We start from the raw sequence: 21,744 nt of genomic DNA on the forward strand, positions 1-21,744 counted from the left end.
CTTCCCGTTTTTATGCTGTTTGAAACTGCATGCTTTTCAATTGCTCCAGATAATCTCTTTGGTTTGATAATCTTGGAATTTTATGTTGTCCACCCAGTTTATTTTTTCCTTTTAGCCAGTCGTAAAACAAATTTTTCCGGGCTACATTAATTACTAACGGATTTAAAGTCATGTTATTGTAGCGTTTTGCTTCGTAATCAGAATTTAAGGATTGAATAGATTCGTCCAGTGCTTTCTGAAATTGGGATAAATCAGTAGGATTATCTTTAAATTCAATCATCCATTCATGGGCACCTTTTTCTTTTCCATTCATAAATACAGGAGCAACGGTATATTCAACGACTTCCATTTGCGTTATTTTACAGGCGTTGGCAATAGCCTGATCCGTATTTTCAACCATCAATTCTTCGCCAAAAACATTGATATGATGTTTGGTTCTACCAGTGACCCGAATTCTATAGGGATTTAATGAGGTGAAACGTACGGTGTCGCCTATCAAATAGCGCCATAAACCAGAATTGGTAGTAATCACTAATGCATAGTTTTTGAAAAGTTCCACATCAGCCAAACGAATTACTTTTTGATCTGGTGTGCCAAAAGTATCCATTGGAATAAATTCATAGAAAATTCCGTAATCCAGCATTAATAATAAATCACTGGAATAATTTAAATCCTGAATGGCAAAAAATCCCTCGGAGGCATTGTATATTTCGTAATATTTAAAATCTTTTTTCGGCAGTATTTTTTTATACTGTTCTCGATAGGGCTCAAAATTTACACCGCCGTGAAAGTACACTTCGAGATTGGGCCAGATTTCAAATAAATTTCCTTTCCCGGTTTCTTCCAGCATTTTATTCATTAAAACTAACATCCACGAAGGAACTCCTGCAAAACTGGTTACATTTTCGTTTTTCGTTTCGTTTATAATCGCTGCGATTTTTGTTTCCCATTCACTCATTAGGGAAATTTTGCTGCTTGGCGTGCTGCTAAACTCAGCCCAAATAGGCATATTTTCGATTAATATCGCAGACAAGTCTCCAAAAAACGTATTGTTGTCTTCATAGATTTGTGAGCTTCCGCCAAGGCGCAGACTTTTTCCAAGAAAGAGTTCTGATTCTTCGTTGTTGTTTAAATACAAACACAGCAAATCCTTACTTCCTTTATAATGGCAATCTTCCAGCGCTTCGTTACTTACCGGAATAAATTTACTTTTGGCATTTGTTGTTCCGCTAGATTTCGCGAACCATTTTATTGGGGTTTCCCAAAAAACATTTTGTTCGCCTTTACGAGTTCTTTCAATCAGTGGTTGCAGTTCTTCATAAGTAGCAATAGGAATTCGATCAGCAAAAGTGGCATAGGAATGTATAGAAGCATAATCATACTCTTTGCCTAAAACAGTGTTTTTTGAGGACTGAATTAAATTCATAAGCAATTCTTCCTGAACCTCGTTCGGGTATTTCAAGAAAAGTTCAATCTGATGGATGCGTTGTTTCAGAACCCAAGAGGCAAACGAATTGATTATGGTTAGTGGCATATAGATTTCAGATTGTTGATTAACGATTTTAAATTTCAGATTTTTTCTATTGGAAAAAGGTTGAAATTTAAGATTTGAATATCGATTGACAAATACTAACTTTGTCAAAGTATCAAAAATAGTGTTTTTTTATAAAAAACAATTCTATATTATAGTAAAGATTTTAACTCAGAAATGGGCTTCTGGTAATCAGAATTCTAAAATGGACAGAGTTATCTAAAATTATAAATCGTTAATCAACAATCTAAAATCGCAATGACTTACGAAGGTGTACTTACAAAAATGCAGACTGAATTTGGAAACCCAATTCAATATTATTTAGTTTTTGAGAATAGTTTTTTGAATGTGAATCAGTTGTTGAATAAAAACATCGAAATTAATTTTGTGGGGCACCAATGCTTGAATTGCAGAAAGAAGAAAAAGATATTCCGTCAGGGATTTTGCTATGATTGTTTTTATTCGAGTGCTGCTGTGGGAGATTGGATTATGAAACCGGAGTTAAGTACAGCTCATCTTGGGATTCAGGATAGGGATTTAGCGTATGAAGAAAAAGTACAATTGCAACCACATATTGTGTATTTGGCTTTGTCAAGCGAAGTAAAAGTAGGGGTAACAAGAAAAACTCAAATGCCAACCCGTTGGATTGATCAGGGCGCAACCCAAGCGATTTCGATTGTGGAAGTTCCAAATAGGTATTTGGCAGGCATTACTGAGGTAGCTTTGAAAAACCATTATGCCGATAAAACTAATTGGAGAAAGATGTTAACTAATAATGTCGAACAAATCGATTTAATTGCTGAAAGATTGAAAGTGGAAAATCTAATTCCAACAGAAGTTCAGGAGTATTTTTATTCACAAAAAAATGATTTATACGAAATGGATTATCCTGTTTTGCAATATCCAAATAAAGTAAATAGTCTGAGTTTAGATAAAACACCTCAGTTTCAAGGAAAACTCACCGGAATAAAAGGGCAATACCTTCTTTTTGGCGATGGGACAGTTTTCAATATCCGCGGTTCTGAAGGATATGTGGTGACGATTAATGTATAAAAAGAAAGCCTAAAAGTATTTGAACCTTTTAGACTTTTTTAGTTTAGAAGGAATCTTAAGGTGTTGTCTTAGGTTCTTCTGTTTTTTTCTTTTTATTAAATAATCCATTTAATAAATCGGTTGCTTTTGTTTTGACAGCATTGGTAGTTTCTGCCTTTGTTGCAGGAGTCGCTGTTTTTGTAGTATCGCTTGGTTTCTTATTTTTATTGATATAATCAGTTAAAGCCGAAGTCCCTTGTTTTACCAATCGTTCTTTTTGTTGTTTTACTAATTGAGAAGTCAGATTGTTTACAGCACTTTTTATATCAGTTGAAATTTTTGGATTAGTGAAGTTTCCGGTTAAAATGGCATTTATAGGGAGGTTTTCCAATTTAGCAGCATCAGCTGGAGACAATTTAGCAATTAATGCATTGGCTTCTGAACCCAGATATTTAGCCGGAACATCAAATTTGATATTGTAATTCATACTCTGGTCAAAACCATGAGAACCGCCAATTGTTGCTTTAATGTCTTGGTATTTGATGTTAAATGGTTTTACATTCACTTTTCCGTCTTTGAAAGTGATGGCAGCTTTCAAATCATTCAAATTAATTTTACTTACATCGATGAACTTCAGATTAGATCCTAATGCAGTTAGCAAAGTTGAATTACTCGAATTTATAGTGGTTGAAAGCAACTGGCCCAATAAATCTCCGGTCAGTGTTTTCAAATCAGGCGTTAGTTCTGTAGCATCAAGATTTCCATTCAATTTGATGTTTGAATTTAACTTCCCGTTGATGATTCCGGCAATTGGCGCAATTTTTTTCAACATATCAAGTTGCGTAAAGGATTGTGCAATATCGACTTGATTTAATTTTAAATCCATATTGAAAACTGGCGTTTTTCCTTTTGTGGAAACAGCTCCATTTACGCCAATTGTTCCTCCAAAAATTGAAGTTTTTACGTTTTCCAAAGTTACTTTTTCATCTTTCACTATTAGTTTTCCCGAAACATCTTTCAAGGTCAAATTATCATATAAAACCGTAGTCGCTTTTGCGGTAAGCGTACAATTTAAGAAAGCTGGAATCTTCATCGCTTCCGCTTTTTTTGTTTGCTTCGCCTGTTCGCTGTCGCTTGGGTCAGTTTTAGTTTTCTCACCGGTTGTCATAAAATCATCTACGGCTAATTGCTTGGAATTCATGTTGAAGTTTCCTTTCAATTCTTGGTTTTTAAAAACAAATCCGTAAAAATTTTCTAAAACTCCCGTTACGCTAATGTCGCTTTTTCCAGTTGTCGCATTAAGTTCTTTCAAATTGACCTGACTCGGGTTAAACTGAACTAAGGCATTGCTAATGTTCATTGTTTTGCCGTTTTCATCCACATAGTTGAAACCAGACAAACTCATCGTTCCTGCATTATTAATATTTTGATATTGACTTTTCTCTACAGATTGCATATCAAATTTTGTAGTTACATCTGCTTTTAAAATTCCAGATAATGGTTTGTCTAACTTTATAGGATATGCTTTGGAAAGATTTGCCAAGTTGATGGTTCCTTTTAAAGCCGCATCGACAATTGCATTTTGTGTGATGTTTTTGATATTGGCTTTAGCATTGAAAACATCTTGATCTATTTTGAAAGAAAGTTTGTCAAGGTTGACATACGTATCGTTCAGAATTCCTGTTTCATTAATGATTTTAGTGTCAATAATTATATTTTGAACCGATTTCGGTAAATTTGGATATTTAAATGAAGCATTGTTTGATGCAATTTTAATGTTGAATTTCGGAACAGTTGTATCAGAATATAATCCTTTTGCAAAACCCATAACTGTAAAATCACCAGTTGTTTTCACATTGTCCAAACTTGCCGCATAAGCCGCCGGAATAACTCCCAAGAAATTTTTGAAAGAAGAAGTTGGCGTTTTGAATTTCAAATCATATTGTTGACCCGCTTCAACCATTTGAATAAACCCATCAAATTCTAACGGTAATTGATTGATTAAGGCCTTGTTTTGTTTGAATGTGTATTTACTTTTTTCTAAATCAATACCCAGAACAGCATCTAAAGTCAAAGCGACATCTTTCATATAATTGACTTTATCCATGTCTAGCGTGACTTTTGCTGTTGACGTGGTAATCAAATCCAATTTTTTTGCGGCAAAATCTCCGGTTCCTTCATGGTTTAAGCTATCAATTACCATTTTTATTTTTGAACTTTCGTCAAAATATTTGAATTTGAAGTTCTCGATTTTGTAATTCTGAATTTTTAATGACAAAGGACTACTTTTACCGTCATCTTTAGTTTTGTCGTCTTTCAAAGCGATGTCATAATTCCCGATTCCGTCTTTATTGAATAGGATATTGATTAACCCATTTTTTGAAGTTATTCCGTCAATATTCATTGCTTCGTTTTTGCCCTTAAAAAGTTCTTTTATGGACATTTTTAAATTCAATTCGCCTAATGATATCAAAGTGTCGCCTTCAAAAGGGGCTTTGTTGATGATAACTAACTTATCCAACGTCACATTCGCGTTTGGAAAATTTTTGAATAAACTCAAATCGGCATCTGCAAAAGTGACTTTGGCATCTACTTTTTCATTGATAGCTGCGGCAATTTTGGCTTTTATTTGATCTTTAAAAAAATAGGGTATAGCAAATAAAGATAATGCAAGTAGGACAATTAGAATCCCAATGATTTTTAAAATTTTCTTTAGCATAATTTGTTTTCTTAAGAATTTATAAGTTTTGCAAAAACCCTGCCTGACTTCTTACAAAAATAGCGATTATAGTTTATGACATTTGTAATGTTTTCATAAATAACGAAAAGCACCCTTTTTTCTTTGAAAAAAAATCCGTTTAAGTTCACTTAAACGGATTTTCTATCAGATTTTGTAAGGATTTTATTTAATGTTAATTTCAAAAGGCATCATGGCTTGAACTCCTTTTTGAGCTTGTAATCTTTTTATTTCTTCGATGATTTTATAGTTTTCTTCACCAATTTCTTCCTTGATAAAAGATTCTTTAGACTTACCAAATGGCAGATTAGCTAAAAGATCATTAAAGTCTTTTTCGTATTCAGGATAGTTTTGTGTCGAGTAAGTGTTTGTTTTTGCCAAAGCAGCAGCTTCGTGTATAGCATCATTCAAACCTCCAATTTTATCTACAAGTCCAATTTTGACTGCTTCGGAACCAGCCCAAACTCTTCCTTGTGCGATAGCATCCACTTGCGTAAAAGTCATTTTTCTTCCTTGTGCCACATGCGTAACAAAAGTTTTATAAATGTGTTCAATCTCTTCAAGTGTAACTGCTTTTAGTTTTTCATCCAATGGGACAAAAGGACTGTATCTCGCAGCGTTTTCATGTGTTTTTACTTGTTCTACATTTATCCCGATTTTCTTTGTCAATTGACTGAAATTAGGTAATATCCCAAAAACACCTATTGAACCGGTAATAGTATTGTTTTCGGCAAAAATTTTATTCGCGTTACAGGCAATATAATACCCCCCTGAAGCCGCATAATTTCCCATCGAAACTACCACGGGCTTCACTTTTTTGGTTAATTCCACTTCTCTCCAAATCAAATCGGATGTTAAAGCACTTCCACCAGGGCTATTAATTCTAAGTACAATGGCTTTTATGTTCTTGTCTTTTCTCGCTTCTTGTAATGAACGCCGCATCGAACCTTCGCCTATAACGTCTACATCACCTTCCCCACTACGAATTTCGCCTTGGGCATAAATAATGGCAATTTTATCATTGGCATCAGTGTTTTTTGAAGTTGTAGCTACTTTTTTTGCATAATCCAAGATTGTTACTTTATTGTAATCTTCGTCTTTGTCTACTTTCAATCGGTTTTTAATAGCATTATGGTACACATCTTCGTAGGCTACAACATCAATCAATCCTTGTGTTTTTGCCATTTCAGGAGTTCGTGCCAAAAGTCCGTTTGCAATTTCATTCAATTTGGGGATTGATATATTTCTACTTTTTGAAATTTCTGTTACCACAGAATTCCAAATAGAATTCAATAAAGCGGAAGTTTGCTCCCTGTTAGCATCACTCATTTTATTTTCTAGAAAAGGTTCAACAGCACTTTTGTATTTTCCATGACGGATTACTTCCATTTTAACGCCTGATTTTTCCTGAAAATCTTTGAAAAATAAGATTTCCGCAGACAGTCCTTTAAAATCCATATCGCCAACAGGGTTTAGGTAAATAGGTTTGGCAACTGAATTTAAATAATATTCTTTTTGCGAATAGGAGTTAGCGTAAGCCATTACAAATTTGCCTGATTTTTTAAAATCTTCTAATGCGTCTCTTAAAGTTTTACTTTGGGCCATGCCTAATTGAGAATCATAATTCAAAATAGAAATTCCTTTAATATCATCGTCAGTTTTGGCATCTTCTATTGCATTGATAATATCAGTCAGACCTATGTTTTTCCCATCAGAAAAAATGGTTACCCATGGATCTTTGAATTTACCGGCGTAGTCATTTTTTATATCTTCTAAATTTAATTCGATAACTGAATTGCTTTTTACACTGACTCCTTCTGATTCACCTCCAAAAATGGCTCCTATAATTAGGATTCCAAAAAAGAACAGCATAAAAAAGATGAAAATACCTATGATGGTAGCCAATACATTTCCTAAAAACTTCATATTTATATTTTTTTAATAAGTCTAAAAAGAGGTTGAATTGTTACAAATTTTAGGTTTTTTAATTCCAGAATTAGTTATCAACACTCTTTGCAAAGATACTTCTATTCTAAAATTCTTTTAGTTAATTTGTGCTTAATATGAAATCACAGCATCAAGTTATTTTATCGATAGGAAGCAATCAAGGAAACCGATTAGAAAACATTGAGTGGTGCTTGCAATTGATACACCAGGAAGTGGGAACGGTAATCAAAGTTTCAAGGCTATATGAAACACCGTCTTGGGGTTTTGATAGTGATGCATTCTATAATTGCGCATTGGTAATTCACACTTTTAGCTCAGCAAATAAAATTCTGGCTCAGGTTTTGAAAATTGAAAAACGATTGGGCCGTATTCGTAGTGAAGAATTGGGATACCAATCCAGAATTATAGACATTGACTTGATTGCTTTCAATTCAGCAATTATTGAAACCGAAAAACTTCAGATTCCACATCCATTAATGCAAAATAGAAAATTTGTTTTGTTACCCATTCAGGATTTGTATTTAGATTGGAAACATCCTATTCTTAAAAAAACAATTTCGGAGTTACTTGAAATTTCTCCAGATGAAAGCGTTTGTGAAGTGGTACAAGATTTAGAAAGTCCTTTGCAAAGTATTGCTTTGGAGCAATTTAATTATGTTGCTTTTGAAGGGAATATTGGGGCGGGTAAAACAACTTTGGCTACAAAAATTGCGGAGGATTTTAATGCAAAAACAGTTTTAGAACGTTTTGCAGACAATCCTTTTTTACCTAAATTTTATAAAGATCAAAACCGATACGCTTTTCCGCTCGAAATGTCATTTCTCGCTGACAGGTACCAACAATTATCGGATGATTTAGCGCAATTTGATTTGTTTAAAGACTTTTTAGTAGCCGATTATCATATTTTTAAGTCTTTGATTTTTGCCAAAATAACACTGGCTGAAGATGAATACCGTTTGTATCGAAACCTATTTGATATTATTTACCGAGAAATGCCAAAACCAGATTTGTATATTTATTTATATCAAAATTCGGAGCGTCTTTTGCAAAATATTAAAAAGAGAGGCCGAAGCTACGAACAAAAAATCCCGGCAGAATATTTGGATAAAATTAATAACGGATATCTGGACTATATTAAATCACAAACGGAACTGAATGTTCTGATTATTGATGTTTCTAATCGGGATTTTGTTAAAAATCAAGCCGATTATCTTTATATTCTAGACCAAATTCGAAAGAAGATTAGTGAGTAATTTACCTTTTTAACGAAAAATGATCTTTTGCTTCTCTGCCATCTTCTAATTTTAAGGTAAACCAATAATCATCTGCTGGTGCAGGAATACCATTGAAAGTACCATCCCAACCTTGGTTTAAATTTGGAACCCATTGTTTGATGAGTTTTCCGTAACGATCAAAAATGTAGATTATTGATTTTGAATTGAAAGTTTCATTCACTCCTTTTACACTCCAATAATCATTATAACCGTCATTGTTTGGCGTAAAGAATTTTGGTGCACCTATAACGGCAATAGTTTTGCTAACTACGCCGCAGCCATTTTTGTCATTGATAAAAACTTCGTGAATTCCTGCGGGTACTTTATCAAAGAAATTGGAGTCTTGCCAAAATCCACTAGGTTCGTCTAAACTATATTCATATTTTCCTTTTCCTGTTACGTTTAGGGTAACTGTATTTATATCGGTCAAATCTATAATATCAATGCTTTCGATATGTGCCAAATTCGAAGCGGTAACTTTTATGGTTCGAATTGTATTGCAACCTGAACTATTTGTTACTTCTACAGCATAATTTCCTTCAGCGTTTACTGATAGCGTTGGGGCTATTTTGCCAATCAAAATAGTTTCGTCTTTTGACCAAATGTAGGTATAATTACTTGTTGGAGATCCGTCTTGAATTCCAGCAGCAAGTGTTACAAAAAAGCTTGGAAGATTAGAACAAACCAATTCATTTTCACCACCATTGGTATTCAAGTTAATTTTCGGAATTGGATTAACAACAAAGTTTAAAGTTATGGTGGCAGTACAAGAGGTATTCAGTGGATTTATTACTGTTGCTGTAATATTTTGAGTTCCTGTTATAAAAGTGGGTGAAAAATTTGAAAGTACAGTTCCGTTTTGTGAAGAATATGTCACTGTCATTCCAGTTTGTCCTCCTAGAATAGTGGCTTCGAATGTTGAAGTGTCGAATGCAAATTTTCCGTCTTGAATCAAAGGATCTGCTTCATCATCACAAGCTGTAGTTAAGGCAGAAGAGACTGCAAATGATTTTGGTGAAATGTCTACAATAAATGGAATGCTTGTTTGATCATAACATTTTGAAGTTGTTTTATTAGTTATAACGGCTTTTATAGTTTGCGAAGCAGTTGTGAAAGTATTCGGAAACGGACTTGGTAACGGATTATTGTTTTGGTCAAAATAAGTAACAATAACATCAGTAAGCATTTGTCCTTTTAATAATTTCGATTCAAGGGTAGTGGTATCAAAAGTGAATATTCCATCTTGATTGTCATCACATTGTCTTGGGATTATAACTGAATTAGCAATAGGTAAAGCTTCGACTTTTAAAGTAATGTAAGGCCCTAAACCAACGCAAGCGTTATTTAGACTACTTTCAACCCGTATCCAAATATCTTGAGAATCGCGATAACCAATATTTCTGTAATTTGAAATATCTGCAATTACATTGATTTCGGCTAAGGCATCAGCTTGGTTTCTGTAATAGTTTATAGTGTAAACTTGATTTATGGGGAGTTGAGTTTGTATTGTGGCTTTCGTCCAAGAGAAATCAAAAGTTGCAATTCCGTCTCTATTATTGTTAATAGCGTCTAAAAAATCATCACAAACAGGAGGAACTGTGATTTTATAGGAAGAAAGAAGATTAGTAGCTGGAACTTTTAATGTTAATTTGGAAACGCTATAACAACCGCTAATTTTATTGGCAACTCTCACCCAAACATTCATTGTTGATGGCGTTGTGTTTTCGAAAGTCAAATCATTTGAAATTAAATCGGTTGTAAGGCCGTTATTAGCTCCTGATTGTGAAGTATAATAGGTAAAGTTTTCATTGGTATAATTTGCGGAAATTAGATTGTTATTTACTGTCAAATTAAAAAGAGTTTTCCCATCAGAAATTAAATCAGTATCGCATTGAATAATTGTTACATCATAGACAATTGGCAAAGGATTTACAACAAAATTCAAAGTTGCAGTTGTGGTGCACCTTGTGTTTGCGGTATTTGTAACTGTTACTAAAACATTTTGAGTTGCAGTTACAAATGGATTTGGGAGCGGACTTGATAATGAATTTCCATTTTTATCAAAATATTTAACTGTCATTCCGGTTTGCCCTTTTAGAATTGAAGTTTCGAATGTAGCCGTGTTAAAAGCAAATTTACCATCTTGATTTAATGGGTTTGTTTCGTCATCACAAGTTGTGGTTAAGGATGTTGGAACGGCAAAAGCTTCGGGTAAATCATCAACTATTAATGGAATATTTGTTTCGTTAGAACAGAATAGCGCATTTTTTGCAACGGCTTTTATCGTTTGCGATGTTGTTGTGAAGTTAACAGGAAACGGACTGGTTATCAAATTTCCGTTTGAATCTTTTAGCGGATTATTGTTTTGGTCAAAATAAGTAACGGTTATGTTTGTTTGATTTCCTAATAAAGTAGATTCAAGAGTAGCAGTAGTAAAAGTGAATATTCCATCTTGATTGTCATCACATTGTCTAGGAATTATTACCGGATTTGCAATAGGCAATGGATTTACAGTTACTATAATTGGAGTTCTCGGAGTACAGCCGTTATCAATATAATAGGTTGTGGTCGTATACAGTGGAGGAGTCGTAAAACTATTGCCAGTCCCAATAGAAACTCCATTTGTTGCAGTATCATACCAGTTGATTTCTCCGGTTGTTGCCCCTGCTTGAAGTGTACATGTCGCTGAAGCACAAATGGGACTTGGTGTTGTGGCTGTAATTTTTGCGATTGTAATTGTAGTACTTGTTGAGATTTCAATAGGAAGGTCTCCTGGCATTCCGCCATATTCTACAATATAACCTTTGGGTTGATAATTACCACTTGGTCTACCTGCATCAGGTAAATCATTCCAAGAGCCAGCAATTCCAACACCGGGGGCTGTAATGTGGGCATAATCTTCGTTGCCTGAATTATTAGGTTCATTTGGGGCATTCCAAAAAGCAAAATTTGGGGTAGAGCCATTGGCCACTCCGTTCCAAAATACGGTACCGCTCTCTGGTCCGGTAACCCATTTCCAGACTCCTTCTGTTTCAGCATCGCTACCTCCAATCCAACCCGCGCCTGGGGCTTGCTTTCCTGCTAATTGTGCCTCATCTGCGGCAGTAATTGTGGCTAAATAGCCCTTTAGGCCATAGTATGTTTTTGTTTCTGCCAATGCTTTTGCCGCTGACCACATGATGGCTAAATTGGCTACATATTCATAGAAATGACCATTTCTCGGTAAATAATTCGCTTGTCCTGTGCCTAAACTGATAGAAAAGTTTCTAATTCCTGATGGTGAAAGAGATGAATTATAAAACTCAACATTTTTTATTGCAGTTTCAAAATCACTGTAGGGAACTAAACTAGTTGTTGAACTGGATAATATTAGTTTTCCTTCCGCAGGAATCCAATTGGATATGATATTAGGATAAGAGCCTGTTAAAGTAAGTATATCTTGTCCGGTTATATAACCTGATGAAATTTGAATGTAAATGGCATCAGTGCTGGTGTCATCAGGATCAGTTATTATAACATCAGTTGCAATTTTTATATTGGTTTGAGGGCAGTATATTGGATTAAGATTATTGGTTGCCGAAATTATTGGGGCGACATTAGATGCTATTTTGCTGCAGTTTTCAGAATAACTGGCGGAAGGGTCTTTTTTGGAAGACCAATTAGTGTTGGAATACGCTTTATTATCTACTTCTATACAAATTAAATTTTTGTTTTGTGTTAAATCTAAGGTGGTAAGTTTTGTGTTATTTCTGTTTTTTAGGTTGGCTATAGCCAAATTGTTATTGTTACAAAGCAAAATTTGTAAATCAATGTTTTTGGAAATATCTATATCTTTTAATTTGCTGTTATAAATGGATATTTTAGTTAATGAAATGTTTTTAGAAAAATCAATAGTTGTTAGTAGGCTACCTATACATCCAAATTCTGTTAAAAAAGTATTCTTAGAAATGTCTAATGAAGTAAAGGGATTACCACCACAAGAAAGATATGTTAAACTTACGAAATCTTGTATGCCAGTTAAATCAAAAATATTCAAATCGTGAACACTTATGGCGCTTATGGTACTAATATTTGCTGTAAGCACTCGCTTGTCAATAATGTCATCAAAACCTTTGTTTATCAAAGCTTTTTCAAAATTTACATCTGGTATTGCAGTATATTGAGCATACCCAAAAAAATTAGAAAATAGTAAAACAAGAAAGAATAGTTTTTTCATAGCAAATTAATTCGCAAAAAAATAATCAGTTAAATTGTACGATAAATCTGCTAATTGAGTAGTTTTGCATAAAACAAATGTTTTAACAAATCTACAAATTATAACTCATTTTTTTGAATAAATCCCAAACTACAATCCCTGCACTTACCGAAATATTTAAAGAATGTTTTGTTCCTAATTGTGGGATTTCGATACATCCATCGCATAATGCCACAGCTTCCTGAGAAACACCATAAACTTCGTTTCCAAAAACTAAAGCGTATTTTTTGTTTTTTTTAACTTCAAAATCTTGAAGAAAAATAGCACTTTCAACTTGTTCAATAGCGAGTGTAGTAATGTTTTCTTCTTTTAATTTTTCAATAACTTCAATAACGCTTTCGTTATGTTCCCAAGTCACAGTTTCGGTAGCGCCAAGTGCAGTTTTATGAATTTCTTTGTTTGGAGGTGTTGCAGTAATACCGCATAAATATATTTTTTCTATCAAAAAGGCATCCGCCGTTCTAAATACAGAACCAATATTGTGCAAACTTCTAATGTCGTCCAAAACTAAAATAAGAGGTGTTTTTTCAGATTGTTTAAATGCTTCAATAGATTTTCTTTCGAGTTCGCTGTTTTCCAGTTTTCTCATATTTTTTTGGGTTTATTTCAATAAAAAAAGCTTCCGCGAAGTTATGGAAGCTTTTTTTATTATAAATTAATTTAGAATTTAGCTTTTTGCATCATCTCCTAAAACAGTTCCTTTTATAGTAAGTACTTTAGTTGGTTGTCCTGCAGCATTTGAAGTTACAGTTACAGTTTTTGTAAATGCACCAACTCTGTCAGTAGCATATTTAACACCAATAATACCTTTTGCTCCTGGAGCAATTGGCTCTTTTGGAGTAGTAGGAACTGTACATCCGCATGAACCTTGAGTATTTGTGATAATTAATGGTTTGTTACCGTTGTTAGTAAAAACAAATTCACGTTTACCATCTGCATTGTGAGCAATTGTTCCATAATCAATAACTTCAGTTACAAAGACCATTCCTGCGCCATCTACTTTTGGAGTTGAAACTTTAGCAGTTGTAGCTTTTATTTTTTTTGTAACCTTTGATGTTTCTTGTGCATTAGAAGCTGTAACGCCTAATACTAATAATAACACTAGTGTAACTATTTTTTTCATTTTCTTATTTTTTTAATTAGTTAAACAAATTTAAAGAAAAAATCATGCCATTAGCCTAATTTTTCCTTAAAAAAATTAATTTTTTGAAGTGTTACTTATTCGCATTAAAATATTTAAATTCGCTGACACATTTTTTTTCATTTTTTAAATATAAAATAACTTGGCATCTAAAGAGAAAATAGTTAAAGAAACGCCTTTAATGAAGCAGTATAATGAGATCAAAAGGAAATATCCGGATGCGTGTTTATTGTTTAGAGTAGGGGATTTTTATGAAACTTTTGGAGAGGATGCCGTTCGTGCTTCAAGAATCCTCGGAATAACATTAACCAAAAGAGGGGCAGGTTCAGAAACGGAGACTGCATTGGCAGGTTTTCCGCATCATTCCATAAATACCTATTTACCAAAATTAGTCAAAGCGGGACTCCGTGTGGCTATTTGCGATCAGCTTGAGGATCCAAAAATGACCAAAACTATTGTGAAACGGGGTGTTACTGAACTTGTGACTCCTGGTGTTTCTATGAATGATGAGGTTTTACAATCTAAAACGAATAATTTTTTAGCCTCTGTTTTCTTTGCTAATAAATCAATAGGAATTTCATTTCTGGATGTTTCTACAGGGGAGTTCCTTACAGCACAGGGAAATGCGGAATATATCGATAAGTTATTGCAGAATTTCAATCCTAGCGAAGTTTTAATTCCAAAAAATAATAAAAATGACTTCCGAGAAATTTTCGGAGATGATTACCATAGTTTTTACTTGGAAGATTGGATTTATAAAGAAGATTATGCATTCGAAACCTTAACCAAACATTTTCAAACTGTTTCTTTGAAAGGATTTGGAATCGAAGAACTGAAAGAAGGAACTATTGCTTCGGGAGCAATTTTATATTATTTGTCCGAAACGCAACATAATAGAGTACAACACATAACAGCAATTCAGCGTATCGCTGAAGATGCTTATGTCTGGATGGACCGATTTACAATTCGAAATCTGGAATTGTATCATAGTTATAATCCTAACGCGGTGACGCTTCTCGATGTGATTGATAAAACGCTTTCGCCAATGGGTGGACGGCTGTTAAAAAGATGGTTAGCGCTTCCTTTGAAAGACAGTAATAAAATAAAAAGCCGCCATCAGGTTGTCTCGTATTTAAAAGAAAATCAAGATGTTCTAAAAAATATTCAGAATCAAATTAAGCAAATCTCAGATCTGGAACGTTTGATTTCGAAAATTGCTGCCGGAAAAGTTTCGCCTCGCGAAGTGGTTTATTTAAAGGAATCATTAGACGCTATTATTCCAATAAAAACCTTGGCATTAGAAAGTCCGCAAGAAGCAGTAAAAGTAATTGGGGACAGTTTGCACAGCTGCGAATTATTGCGAGAAAAAATTAAAACTGTTTTAAATCAAGATGCTCCTGTGGCTATAGCCAAAGGAAATGCTATTGCTAAAGGAATCAATGCGGAATTAGATGATTTACGGGCGATATCAACTTCTGGGAAAGAATTTCTGGAAGGAATAGAAAAACGAGAGTCGCAATTGACGGGAATCTCCTCATTGAAAATTTCCTTTAATAATGTTTTTGGATATTATATCGAAGTTAGAAACTTACACAAGGACAAAGTTCCTGTTGAATGGATTAGAAAGCAAACTTTAGTGAATGCGGAGCGCTATATTACGGAGGAATTAAAAGAATACGAAACTAAAATACTTGGTGCCGAAGAAAAAATTCATAAGATAGAAGTAGAGTTATTTGAGCAAATGGTGAGTTGGATTGCCACTTATATCAAACCGGTTCAGATGAATGCTAATCTGGTAGCGCAATTGGATTGTTTGTGTTCTTTTACTCAATTGGCTATTGAAAATAAATATGTTTGTCCTGAACTTGACGAAACATTCGAACTGGAAATCAAAAACGGAAGACATCCCGTTATCGAAAAACAATTGCCGGTAGGGATGCCTTATATTGCCAATGATGTTTTCTTGGATAGAGAAATGCAGCAATTGATCATGATTACAGGTCCCAATATGTCAGGAAAGTCGGCTATTTTGCGTCAAACGGCTTTAATCGTGCTTTTGTCTCAAATGGGGAGTTTTGTTCCTGCGGACAGCGTGAGAATGGGAATTGTGGATAAAATATTCACCAGAGTAGGGGCAAGTGATAATATTTCGATGGGGGAATCTACTTTTATGGTTGAAATGAATGAAACAGCCTCTATCTTGAACAATATTTCAGATAGAAGCCTAGTGCTGTTGGATGAAATAGGGAGAGGAACGAGTACCTATGACGGTATTTCTATTGCTTGGGCAATTGCAGAGTTCTTACATGAGCATCCTTCAAAGCCTAAAACATTGTTTGCAACGCATTATCACGAGTTGAATGAAATGAGTGAATCTCTGCCTAGGATTCAGAATTATAATGTTGCTGTCAAAGAATTGAAAGATACCGTGCTTTTTATTCGGAAATTAGTAAAAGGAGGAAGTGCGCATAGTTTTGGAATACATGTGGCTAAAATGGCTGGAATGCCTCAAATCGTTATTTTGAAAGCACAGAAGCTTTTAAAAAAATTAGAAAAGAATCATTCAAGCGATGCGCTGAACGGAATTAAAGCTGCAAAAGACGAAATGCAAATGAGTTTCTTTAATCTGGACGATCCTTTATTAGAGGAAATCAAAGCAGAGATTATAAGTTTAGATATAAATACCATTACGCCTATGGAAGCGTTGATGAAACTTAATGAAATTAAAAGAATGTTGACCAGAAAATAATTTATTTTGTTTTAAAGTTTACGTTATCAGAAAGTTAACTTTTATCTGTTATTTTTTTATCTAAAAGGCTTGTTTAATTCAATAAATGTCCTAAATTTGCATCCGCAATACAGAACAAGTATCGCGGTTCTTTCTAAGAATTGAAAATGCGAAAATAGCTCAGTTGGTAGAGCGCGACCTTGCCAAGGTCGAGGTCGCGGGTTCGAGCCCCGTTTTTCGCTCCAACACCACATAATGCTCGGATGGTGAAATTGGTAGACACGCTGGACTTAAAATCCAGTGAACAGCAATGTTCGTGCGGGTTCAAGTCCCGCTCTGAGTACTAAAAAAGCTTCAAACTATGTTTGGAGCTTTTTTTATTAAATAATTTTTTAAATGTATTTTATTTATATAATTTATTCTGAAAAATTAGACAGATACTACGTAGGAACTACGGATGATGTTAAAAAAAGATTGGATGAGCATAATTCAGTATTTTATAACGAAGCGTTTACTGCAAAAGGAATTCCTTGGGAATTGAGTTTAAGTTTTGAGTGTGAATCGAGTGAGAAGGCTTATGGATTAGAGAAGTTTTTGAAGAGAATGAAATCTAGAGTTTTTTTGGAGAAAGTGATGGTTGATCCAAGTATCTTATTAGATATTCAAAATAAAATATAATGTACGGGTTCAACTCCGAAGCTTCGGAGCCGCTCTGAGTACTAAAAAAGCTTCAAACTATGTTTGGAGCTTTTTTTTATTTTATAACAAATCCATTTAATTTTAGGATGTTGACCTAAAGAGAGCTTTACTTACAGTGATTTTAATGCCACTAGAGTGAGAAAGTGTATTTGTTGAACGATTCTTCGGTTTTGGTAATTAGGTGTGTTTAAAAGTATGTTATGGGGGCTTTTGTGATTAGTAAAAGAAATAATGATGCGTATAAATTTGTTTTCACTTCTAGAAAGGGAAAAATTATTTTTACGAGTTTAAGCTATGAACTTAAGTTTGAGTGTGAAGAAGAAATTGAAAAGTTTAAAGAAGATATTACTTCTGCTGATTTTTTAAAGTTTAAATCCTCTAGTGGTAAGTATTTCTTCAAATTGATGTTGAAAGGCAATCATTTTGCAACAAGTAGAAAATATACCACTTCGTTGCGTCTTCAAAAAGGAATTGATGAAATTGTACGCTACGGTTCACAGTCAGAAATATTAGATTTCTCAGAGAATGATTTTGTTTTTTTAGATTAAGATTTATATTTATAAAAAAAAGAGAGCATTGGTAACTTTACCAATGCTCTCTTTTTTTACTATTTATTTGGGTTTCTTTGGAAACACATTAATGATAATAATTAAAAAAGCCATCTCGCTAGGCGGATGGCTTTAAAATTTTTAGAATTTGAGTTCTAATTATTTTTTTGCAGCTTCAGTAGCAGTTGCAGCAGCTTCAGTAGCAGCAGCAGCAGCAGAGTCAACAACAACAGCAGCAGAATCAACTACAGCAGCAGCAGAGTCAACAACAGCAGCAGCAGAATCAACTACAGCAGCAGCGTCTTCAGCAGGAGCGTCAGCTTTTTTACATGATACAACAGTTAAAACAGCAACAACAGCTAAACTTAAAAATACTTTTTTCATCTTACTTTATTATAAAAGGTTAATTATTAATTCGTGGCAAAGATATAAATTTTTTAATATGTAAAATATTTTTTTATTTTTTTTTTAAAAAATAATGCTTTTTACCAATATCCTCATTTTTAACAACTATTATGCCAAAAGACTTAAAGGGTAAAATATAGTATAACTAATTTAAGGAATGCTACTCTTACAAATTTTTTATAATTCAATTTCGTTGATTATCAATGCTTCCTGCAGAAAGGTATGAAGCGTTTCCTTAAAAATGGATTGTTTGTACAAAAAAAGAAAATCTTTGGGTGAACTTATTGTCAAGATATTCTAAAAATTTAAATAGTTTTCATAATTACATTTGTAGCACCTTTATTCATTTGCACAAAAGTGCTGCAAATATGTCCTCTTTCCTGTCGTTCTATCTCGTTTAGGATTAAGTTTGTGAAAGCAGCATTCAGTTCTTTTTTATTGGAAACAGAAACGCAGCCTTCCATATTCACTAAAGCTGTTGCTTCGGCAAAATGGGAATAGTTTGGCCCTATTACTATTGGAATACCAAAGGTGGCAGGTTCAAGGATGTTATGCACACCAGGGTTTCCAAAGCCACCACCAACATAAGCAATATCAGCATAACTGTATATTTTGGTCAGAATGCCAATGGTATTAATGATTAAAACATCATATTCAGCAAGAGCCGCATTTTCTTTTTCAGAATAAAGAATCGTTTTTTTAGTAATGCTGTTTTTTAGCTGCAGAATCTGTTCGTTTTTTATGTTATGTGGCGCAATTATAAATTTAACATTGTAGTTATTCGATTTTATAAAATCGACTAATAAATTTTCATCTTTTGGCCAAGAACTGCCAATCACAATAGTTAAGGTATTATTTTTAAAATTGGCGATGAAATCCAAAGTATTGTCTTTTTCTAAAATTGCGGCAACCCTGTCAAAACGGGTGTCTCCGGAAACGGCTGTATTGGTTTTGCCTAATTGGAGCAATAATTTTTTCGAGTTTTCATTTTGCACAAAAAAATAAGTGAAGGTGTCTAATGCTTTTCTGTAAAACCCGCCGTACCATTTAAAAAACATTTGAGTCTCTCTTAAAATCCCTGAAATCAAATAAGTTGGAGTGTTTAGCTTTTTAAGTTCGTTTAAATAATTCAGCCAATATTCATATTTGATGAAAAACACTAAATCTGGATGAACAAGTTTTAAAAATTCCTTCGCATTTTTTTTAGTGTCTAAAGGCAAATAAACCGTGACATCAGCAACGGTATTGTTTTTACGTACTTCATAACCTGATGGCGAAAAAAAGGTAACTACAATTTTATGTTGAGGGAATTTTTCTTTGATCTTTTCAATTACAGGTAAGCCTTGTTCGTATTCACCTAATGAGGCGGCGTGAAACCAAATTGTTTTGTCAGAAGGTTTTATTTTTTGTTCCAAAGTAAGGAAAACTAGTTTCCGACCTTCAATAAAAAGTTTGATTTTTGGAATGAAGAAAGCTACGATTTTTAATAAAAACCCGGCAATCCGAACAATAAGATTATAGAGAAAAAGCATCATTGAAATTTTGGGGCTAAAATACGTTTTCTTTATATTAATTTCTTCTGAAAGAAATATTTAAATTTTGGGTATCAGGAACCCACTTTTTTATTTCATTGGAAGATTATTTTTTAATTTGGGTTTCATTGGTTTAAACTCATTAAATAACTATTTTTGTTCTTCGTTTTAAGAAAGTCTCAGTTGTTTGCAGAAACGCTAAACTTTCGAACTTTAAACAAAAATTTCAATGAAAAAAATCCAAATGGTTGACCTAAAAAGTCAATATGATAAAATTGCAGCCGTTGTAAATACCTCTATTCAGGAAGTTTTAGACACAAATACTTATATCAACGGACCTCAAGTTCATCAATTTCAAAAGTCTTTGGAAGATTATTTAGCAGTAAAGCATGTAATTCCTTGTGCAAATGGGACTGATGCCTTGCAAATTGCTATGATGGGATTGGATTTAAAGCCTGGAGATGAGGTTATTACTGCCGATTTTACTTTTGCAGCGACAGTGGAAGTGATTGCTTTATTGCAATTAACGCCTGTTTTAGTTGATGTTGATAGGTATAATATGAATATTTCTATCGAAGGAATTAAAAAAGCGATTACGCCAAAAACCAAAGCGATTGTACCCGTGCATTTATTTGGTCGTGCTGCCAATATGGAAGCAATTATGGCTATTGCCAAAGAACATAATTTATATGTTATTGAAGATAATGCACAAGCGATAGGAGCTAATTGTAAATTTTCGGATGGGACTAAAAAGAAAGCGGGGACTATAGGACATGTAGGAGCAACTTCTTTTTTTCCTTCAAAAAATCTAGGCTGTTATGGTGACGGTGGAGCGATTTTTACTAATGACGATGCATTGGCTCACAAACTTCGTGGAATTGTAAATCACGGAATGTACGAACGTTATCATCATGATGTAGTGGGGGTGAATTCTCGTTTAGATAGTATTCAGGCAGCAGTTTTAAATGCTAAATTGCCTTTATTGGATGAATATAGCAAAGCAAGACAAGATGCTGCGAGAAAATATTCTGTTGCTTTTGAAGGGCATAAAAATATAATTGCGCCAAGTATTTGTGATAGTTGTGATTGCCACGTTTTTCATCAATACACGTTACGTATTATTGATGCTGATAGGAATGGTTTAATGCAACATTTATTAGATAAAGGTATTCCATGTGCTATTTATTATCCAATTCCGTTACATTCTCAAAAAGCTTATTTGGACTCGCGTTATAAAGAAGAAGATTTTCCAGTGACCAATCAGTTAGTTAAAGAAGTACTTTCTTTGCCCATGCATACTGAACTGGATGATGAGCAAATCAAGTTTATTACCGATAGCGTCTTAGATTTTTTTAAGTAAATAATATGAAATCGCTCTAACAAAAAGTTTGCGTATGCAAATACAGATAAAAAAGCGATACGCTTATGACCAATAAAAAATAACTTTTACATAATGAAATGTTTTTTTGCAACCATTGCTGTAGTTTTATTTCAATTTTCAAGTTTAGCCCAAAATAGCTCTAATAGTAGAGAAGAAATAGCTGTTGCTTCTCGTGTAGAAACTTTGCGGCAAGCTATGATTGATGCGGATGTAAATAATCTTACAGCAGTAACATCTACAGCTTTAAGTTATGGACATTCTGATGGGCATCTCGAAAATCAATCCGTGTTTATTGGGAATATTGTTAGTGGAGCGTCTGATTTCGTGACAATCGAATTTCAAAATCAAAGCATTAGGGTTGTTGGCGACGTTGCTATAGTAAGACATACTCTTGCAGCTCATACCAGAGATAGTGGAGTTGACAAGGACATAAAAATTGGAATAATGCTTGTTTGGCACAAGCAAAAAAATAAATGGTTGTTAATTGCCAGACAAGCTTTTAAATTACCATCACCAAGCGATAAAAAATAAAAT

15 protein-coding genes and 2 tRNA genes are annotated in these 21,744 nt (G+C 33.8%); 9 read left to right on the plus strand and 8 right to left on the minus strand.

Translation table 11 applies throughout. The features are described from left to right. Window positions 1–10 precede the first annotated feature (10 nt). The gene (locus tag ACNQGG_RS02620; RefSeq protein WP_417961256.1) at window positions 11–1,534 is read right to left on the minus strand and encodes a GH3 auxin-responsive promoter family protein; all 1,524 of its coding nucleotides are present in this window, start codon (window positions 1,532–1,534) and stop codon (window positions 11–13) included. Between the two features lie 255 nt (window positions 1,535–1,789). Here ACNQGG_RS02620 and ACNQGG_RS02625 point away from each other — a divergent pair, with 255 nt between their 5' ends. Further along, a complete protein-coding gene (locus tag ACNQGG_RS02625; RefSeq protein ID WP_417961258.1) occupies window positions 1,790–2,584 on the plus strand; it encodes a DUF2797 domain-containing protein in 795 nt (264 codons plus the stop codon). Window positions 2,585–2,639: 55 nt separating this feature from the next. Here ACNQGG_RS02625 and ACNQGG_RS02630 read toward each other — a convergent pair whose 3' ends face one another. After that, the gene (locus ACNQGG_RS02630; RefSeq protein ID WP_417961260.1) at window positions 2,640–5,282 is read right to left on the minus strand and encodes an AsmA-like C-terminal region-containing protein; all 2,643 of its coding nucleotides are present in this window, start codon (window positions 5,280–5,282) and stop codon (window positions 2,640–2,642) included. Between the two features lie 183 nt (window positions 5,283–5,465). Next, on the minus strand, window positions 5,466–7,226 hold the full coding sequence (gene sppA, locus ACNQGG_RS02635) for a signal peptide peptidase SppA (protein WP_417961262.1): 1,761 nt from the start codon (window positions 7,224–7,226) through the stop codon (window positions 5,466–5,468). Between the two features lie 137 nt (window positions 7,227–7,363). Between sppA and folK the strand changes: the two genes are divergently transcribed. Next, window positions 7,364–8,500: a 2-amino-4-hydroxy-6-hydroxymethyldihydropteridine diphosphokinase gene (gene folK, locus ACNQGG_RS02640; RefSeq protein ID WP_417961264.1), complete on the plus strand. Its 1,137-nt coding sequence runs from the start codon at window positions 7,364–7,366 to the stop codon at window positions 8,498–8,500. A 1-nt stretch (window position 8,501) separates the two neighbouring features. On the opposite strand, the gene ACNQGG_RS02645 is transcribed toward folK, so the two are convergent. The 3 genes from ACNQGG_RS02645 to ACNQGG_RS02655 all read right to left on the minus strand — a co-directional run bounded on the left by ACNQGG_RS02645 (window position 8,502) and on the right by ACNQGG_RS02655 (window position 13,899). Continuing rightward, window positions 8,502–12,737: a T9SS type B sorting domain-containing protein gene (locus ACNQGG_RS02645; RefSeq protein ID WP_417961266.1), complete on the minus strand. Its 4,236-nt coding sequence runs from the start codon at window positions 12,735–12,737 to the stop codon at window positions 8,502–8,504. 91 nt (window positions 12,738–12,828) lie between these two features. After that, window positions 12,829–13,365, minus strand: a complete 537-nt coding sequence (locus ACNQGG_RS02650) for an RNA methyltransferase (RefSeq protein WP_417961268.1) — start codon at window positions 13,363–13,365, stop codon at window positions 12,829–12,831. Window positions 13,366–13,443: 78 nt separating this feature from the next. After that, on the minus strand, window positions 13,444–13,899 hold the full coding sequence (locus ACNQGG_RS02655; RefSeq protein WP_417961270.1) for a DUF1573 domain-containing protein: 456 nt from the start codon (window positions 13,897–13,899) through the stop codon (window positions 13,444–13,446). A 160-nt stretch (window positions 13,900–14,059) separates the two neighbouring features. On the opposite strand from ACNQGG_RS02655, the gene mutS reads away from it, so the two are divergent. The 5 genes from mutS (at window position 14,060) to ACNQGG_RS02680 (ending at window position 17,892) form a co-directional block, all read left to right on the plus strand. Continuing rightward, window positions 14,060–16,666, plus strand: a complete 2,607-nt coding sequence (gene mutS, locus ACNQGG_RS02660) for a DNA mismatch repair protein MutS (protein WP_417961272.1) — start codon at window positions 14,060–14,062, stop codon at window positions 16,664–16,666. A gap of 148 nt (window positions 16,667–16,814) precedes the next feature. Beyond that, window positions 16,815–16,890 (plus strand) — tRNA-Gly (locus ACNQGG_RS02665). Between the two features lie 12 nt (window positions 16,891–16,902). Next, window positions 16,903–16,988: transfer RNA gene (locus tag ACNQGG_RS02670), tRNA-Leu, on the plus strand. A 53-nt stretch (window positions 16,989–17,041) separates the two neighbouring features. Next, window positions 17,042–17,323, plus strand: coding sequence for a GIY-YIG nuclease family protein (locus tag ACNQGG_RS02675; RefSeq protein WP_417961274.1), 282 nt, complete (start codon window positions 17,042–17,044; stop codon window positions 17,321–17,323). Between the two features lie 221 nt (window positions 17,324–17,544). After that, a complete protein-coding gene (locus ACNQGG_RS02680; protein ID WP_417961276.1) occupies window positions 17,545–17,892 on the plus strand; it encodes a DUF1508 domain-containing protein in 348 nt (115 codons plus the stop codon). A gap of 159 nt (window positions 17,893–18,051) precedes the next feature. On the opposite strand, the gene ACNQGG_RS02685 is transcribed toward ACNQGG_RS02680, so the two are convergent. Both ACNQGG_RS02685 and ACNQGG_RS02690 read right to left on the minus strand, forming a co-directional pair. Continuing rightward, complete coding sequence (locus ACNQGG_RS02685; RefSeq protein WP_417961278.1) at window positions 18,052–18,276, minus strand: PG1828 family lipoprotein; 225 nt, start codon at window positions 18,274–18,276, stop codon at window positions 18,052–18,054. Window positions 18,277–18,602: 326 nt separating this feature from the next. Continuing rightward, a complete protein-coding gene (locus ACNQGG_RS02690; RefSeq protein ID WP_417961565.1) occupies window positions 18,603–19,829 on the minus strand; it encodes a 3-deoxy-D-manno-octulosonic acid transferase in 1,227 nt (408 codons plus the stop codon). A gap of 229 nt (window positions 19,830–20,058) precedes the next feature. Between ACNQGG_RS02690 and ACNQGG_RS02695 the strand changes: the two genes are divergently transcribed. Together ACNQGG_RS02695 and ACNQGG_RS02700 are read left to right on the plus strand one after the other, a co-directional pair. Next, window positions 20,059–21,189 (plus strand): DegT/DnrJ/EryC1/StrS family aminotransferase, encoded by a 1,131-nt coding sequence (locus ACNQGG_RS02695; RefSeq protein ID WP_417961280.1) that lies wholly within the window; start codon window positions 20,059–20,061, stop codon window positions 21,187–21,189. Window positions 21,190–21,282: 93 nt separating this feature from the next. After that, window positions 21,283–21,741, plus strand: a complete 459-nt coding sequence (locus tag ACNQGG_RS02700) for a nuclear transport factor 2 family protein (protein ID WP_417961282.1) — start codon at window positions 21,283–21,285, stop codon at window positions 21,739–21,741. The last annotated feature ends 3 nt before the right edge of the window (window positions 21,742–21,744 follow it).

This window comes from Flavobacterium esculini, assembly GCF_048284325.1.
Classification (GTDB): Bacteria; Bacteroidota; Bacteroidia; order Flavobacteriales; family Flavobacteriaceae; genus Flavobacterium.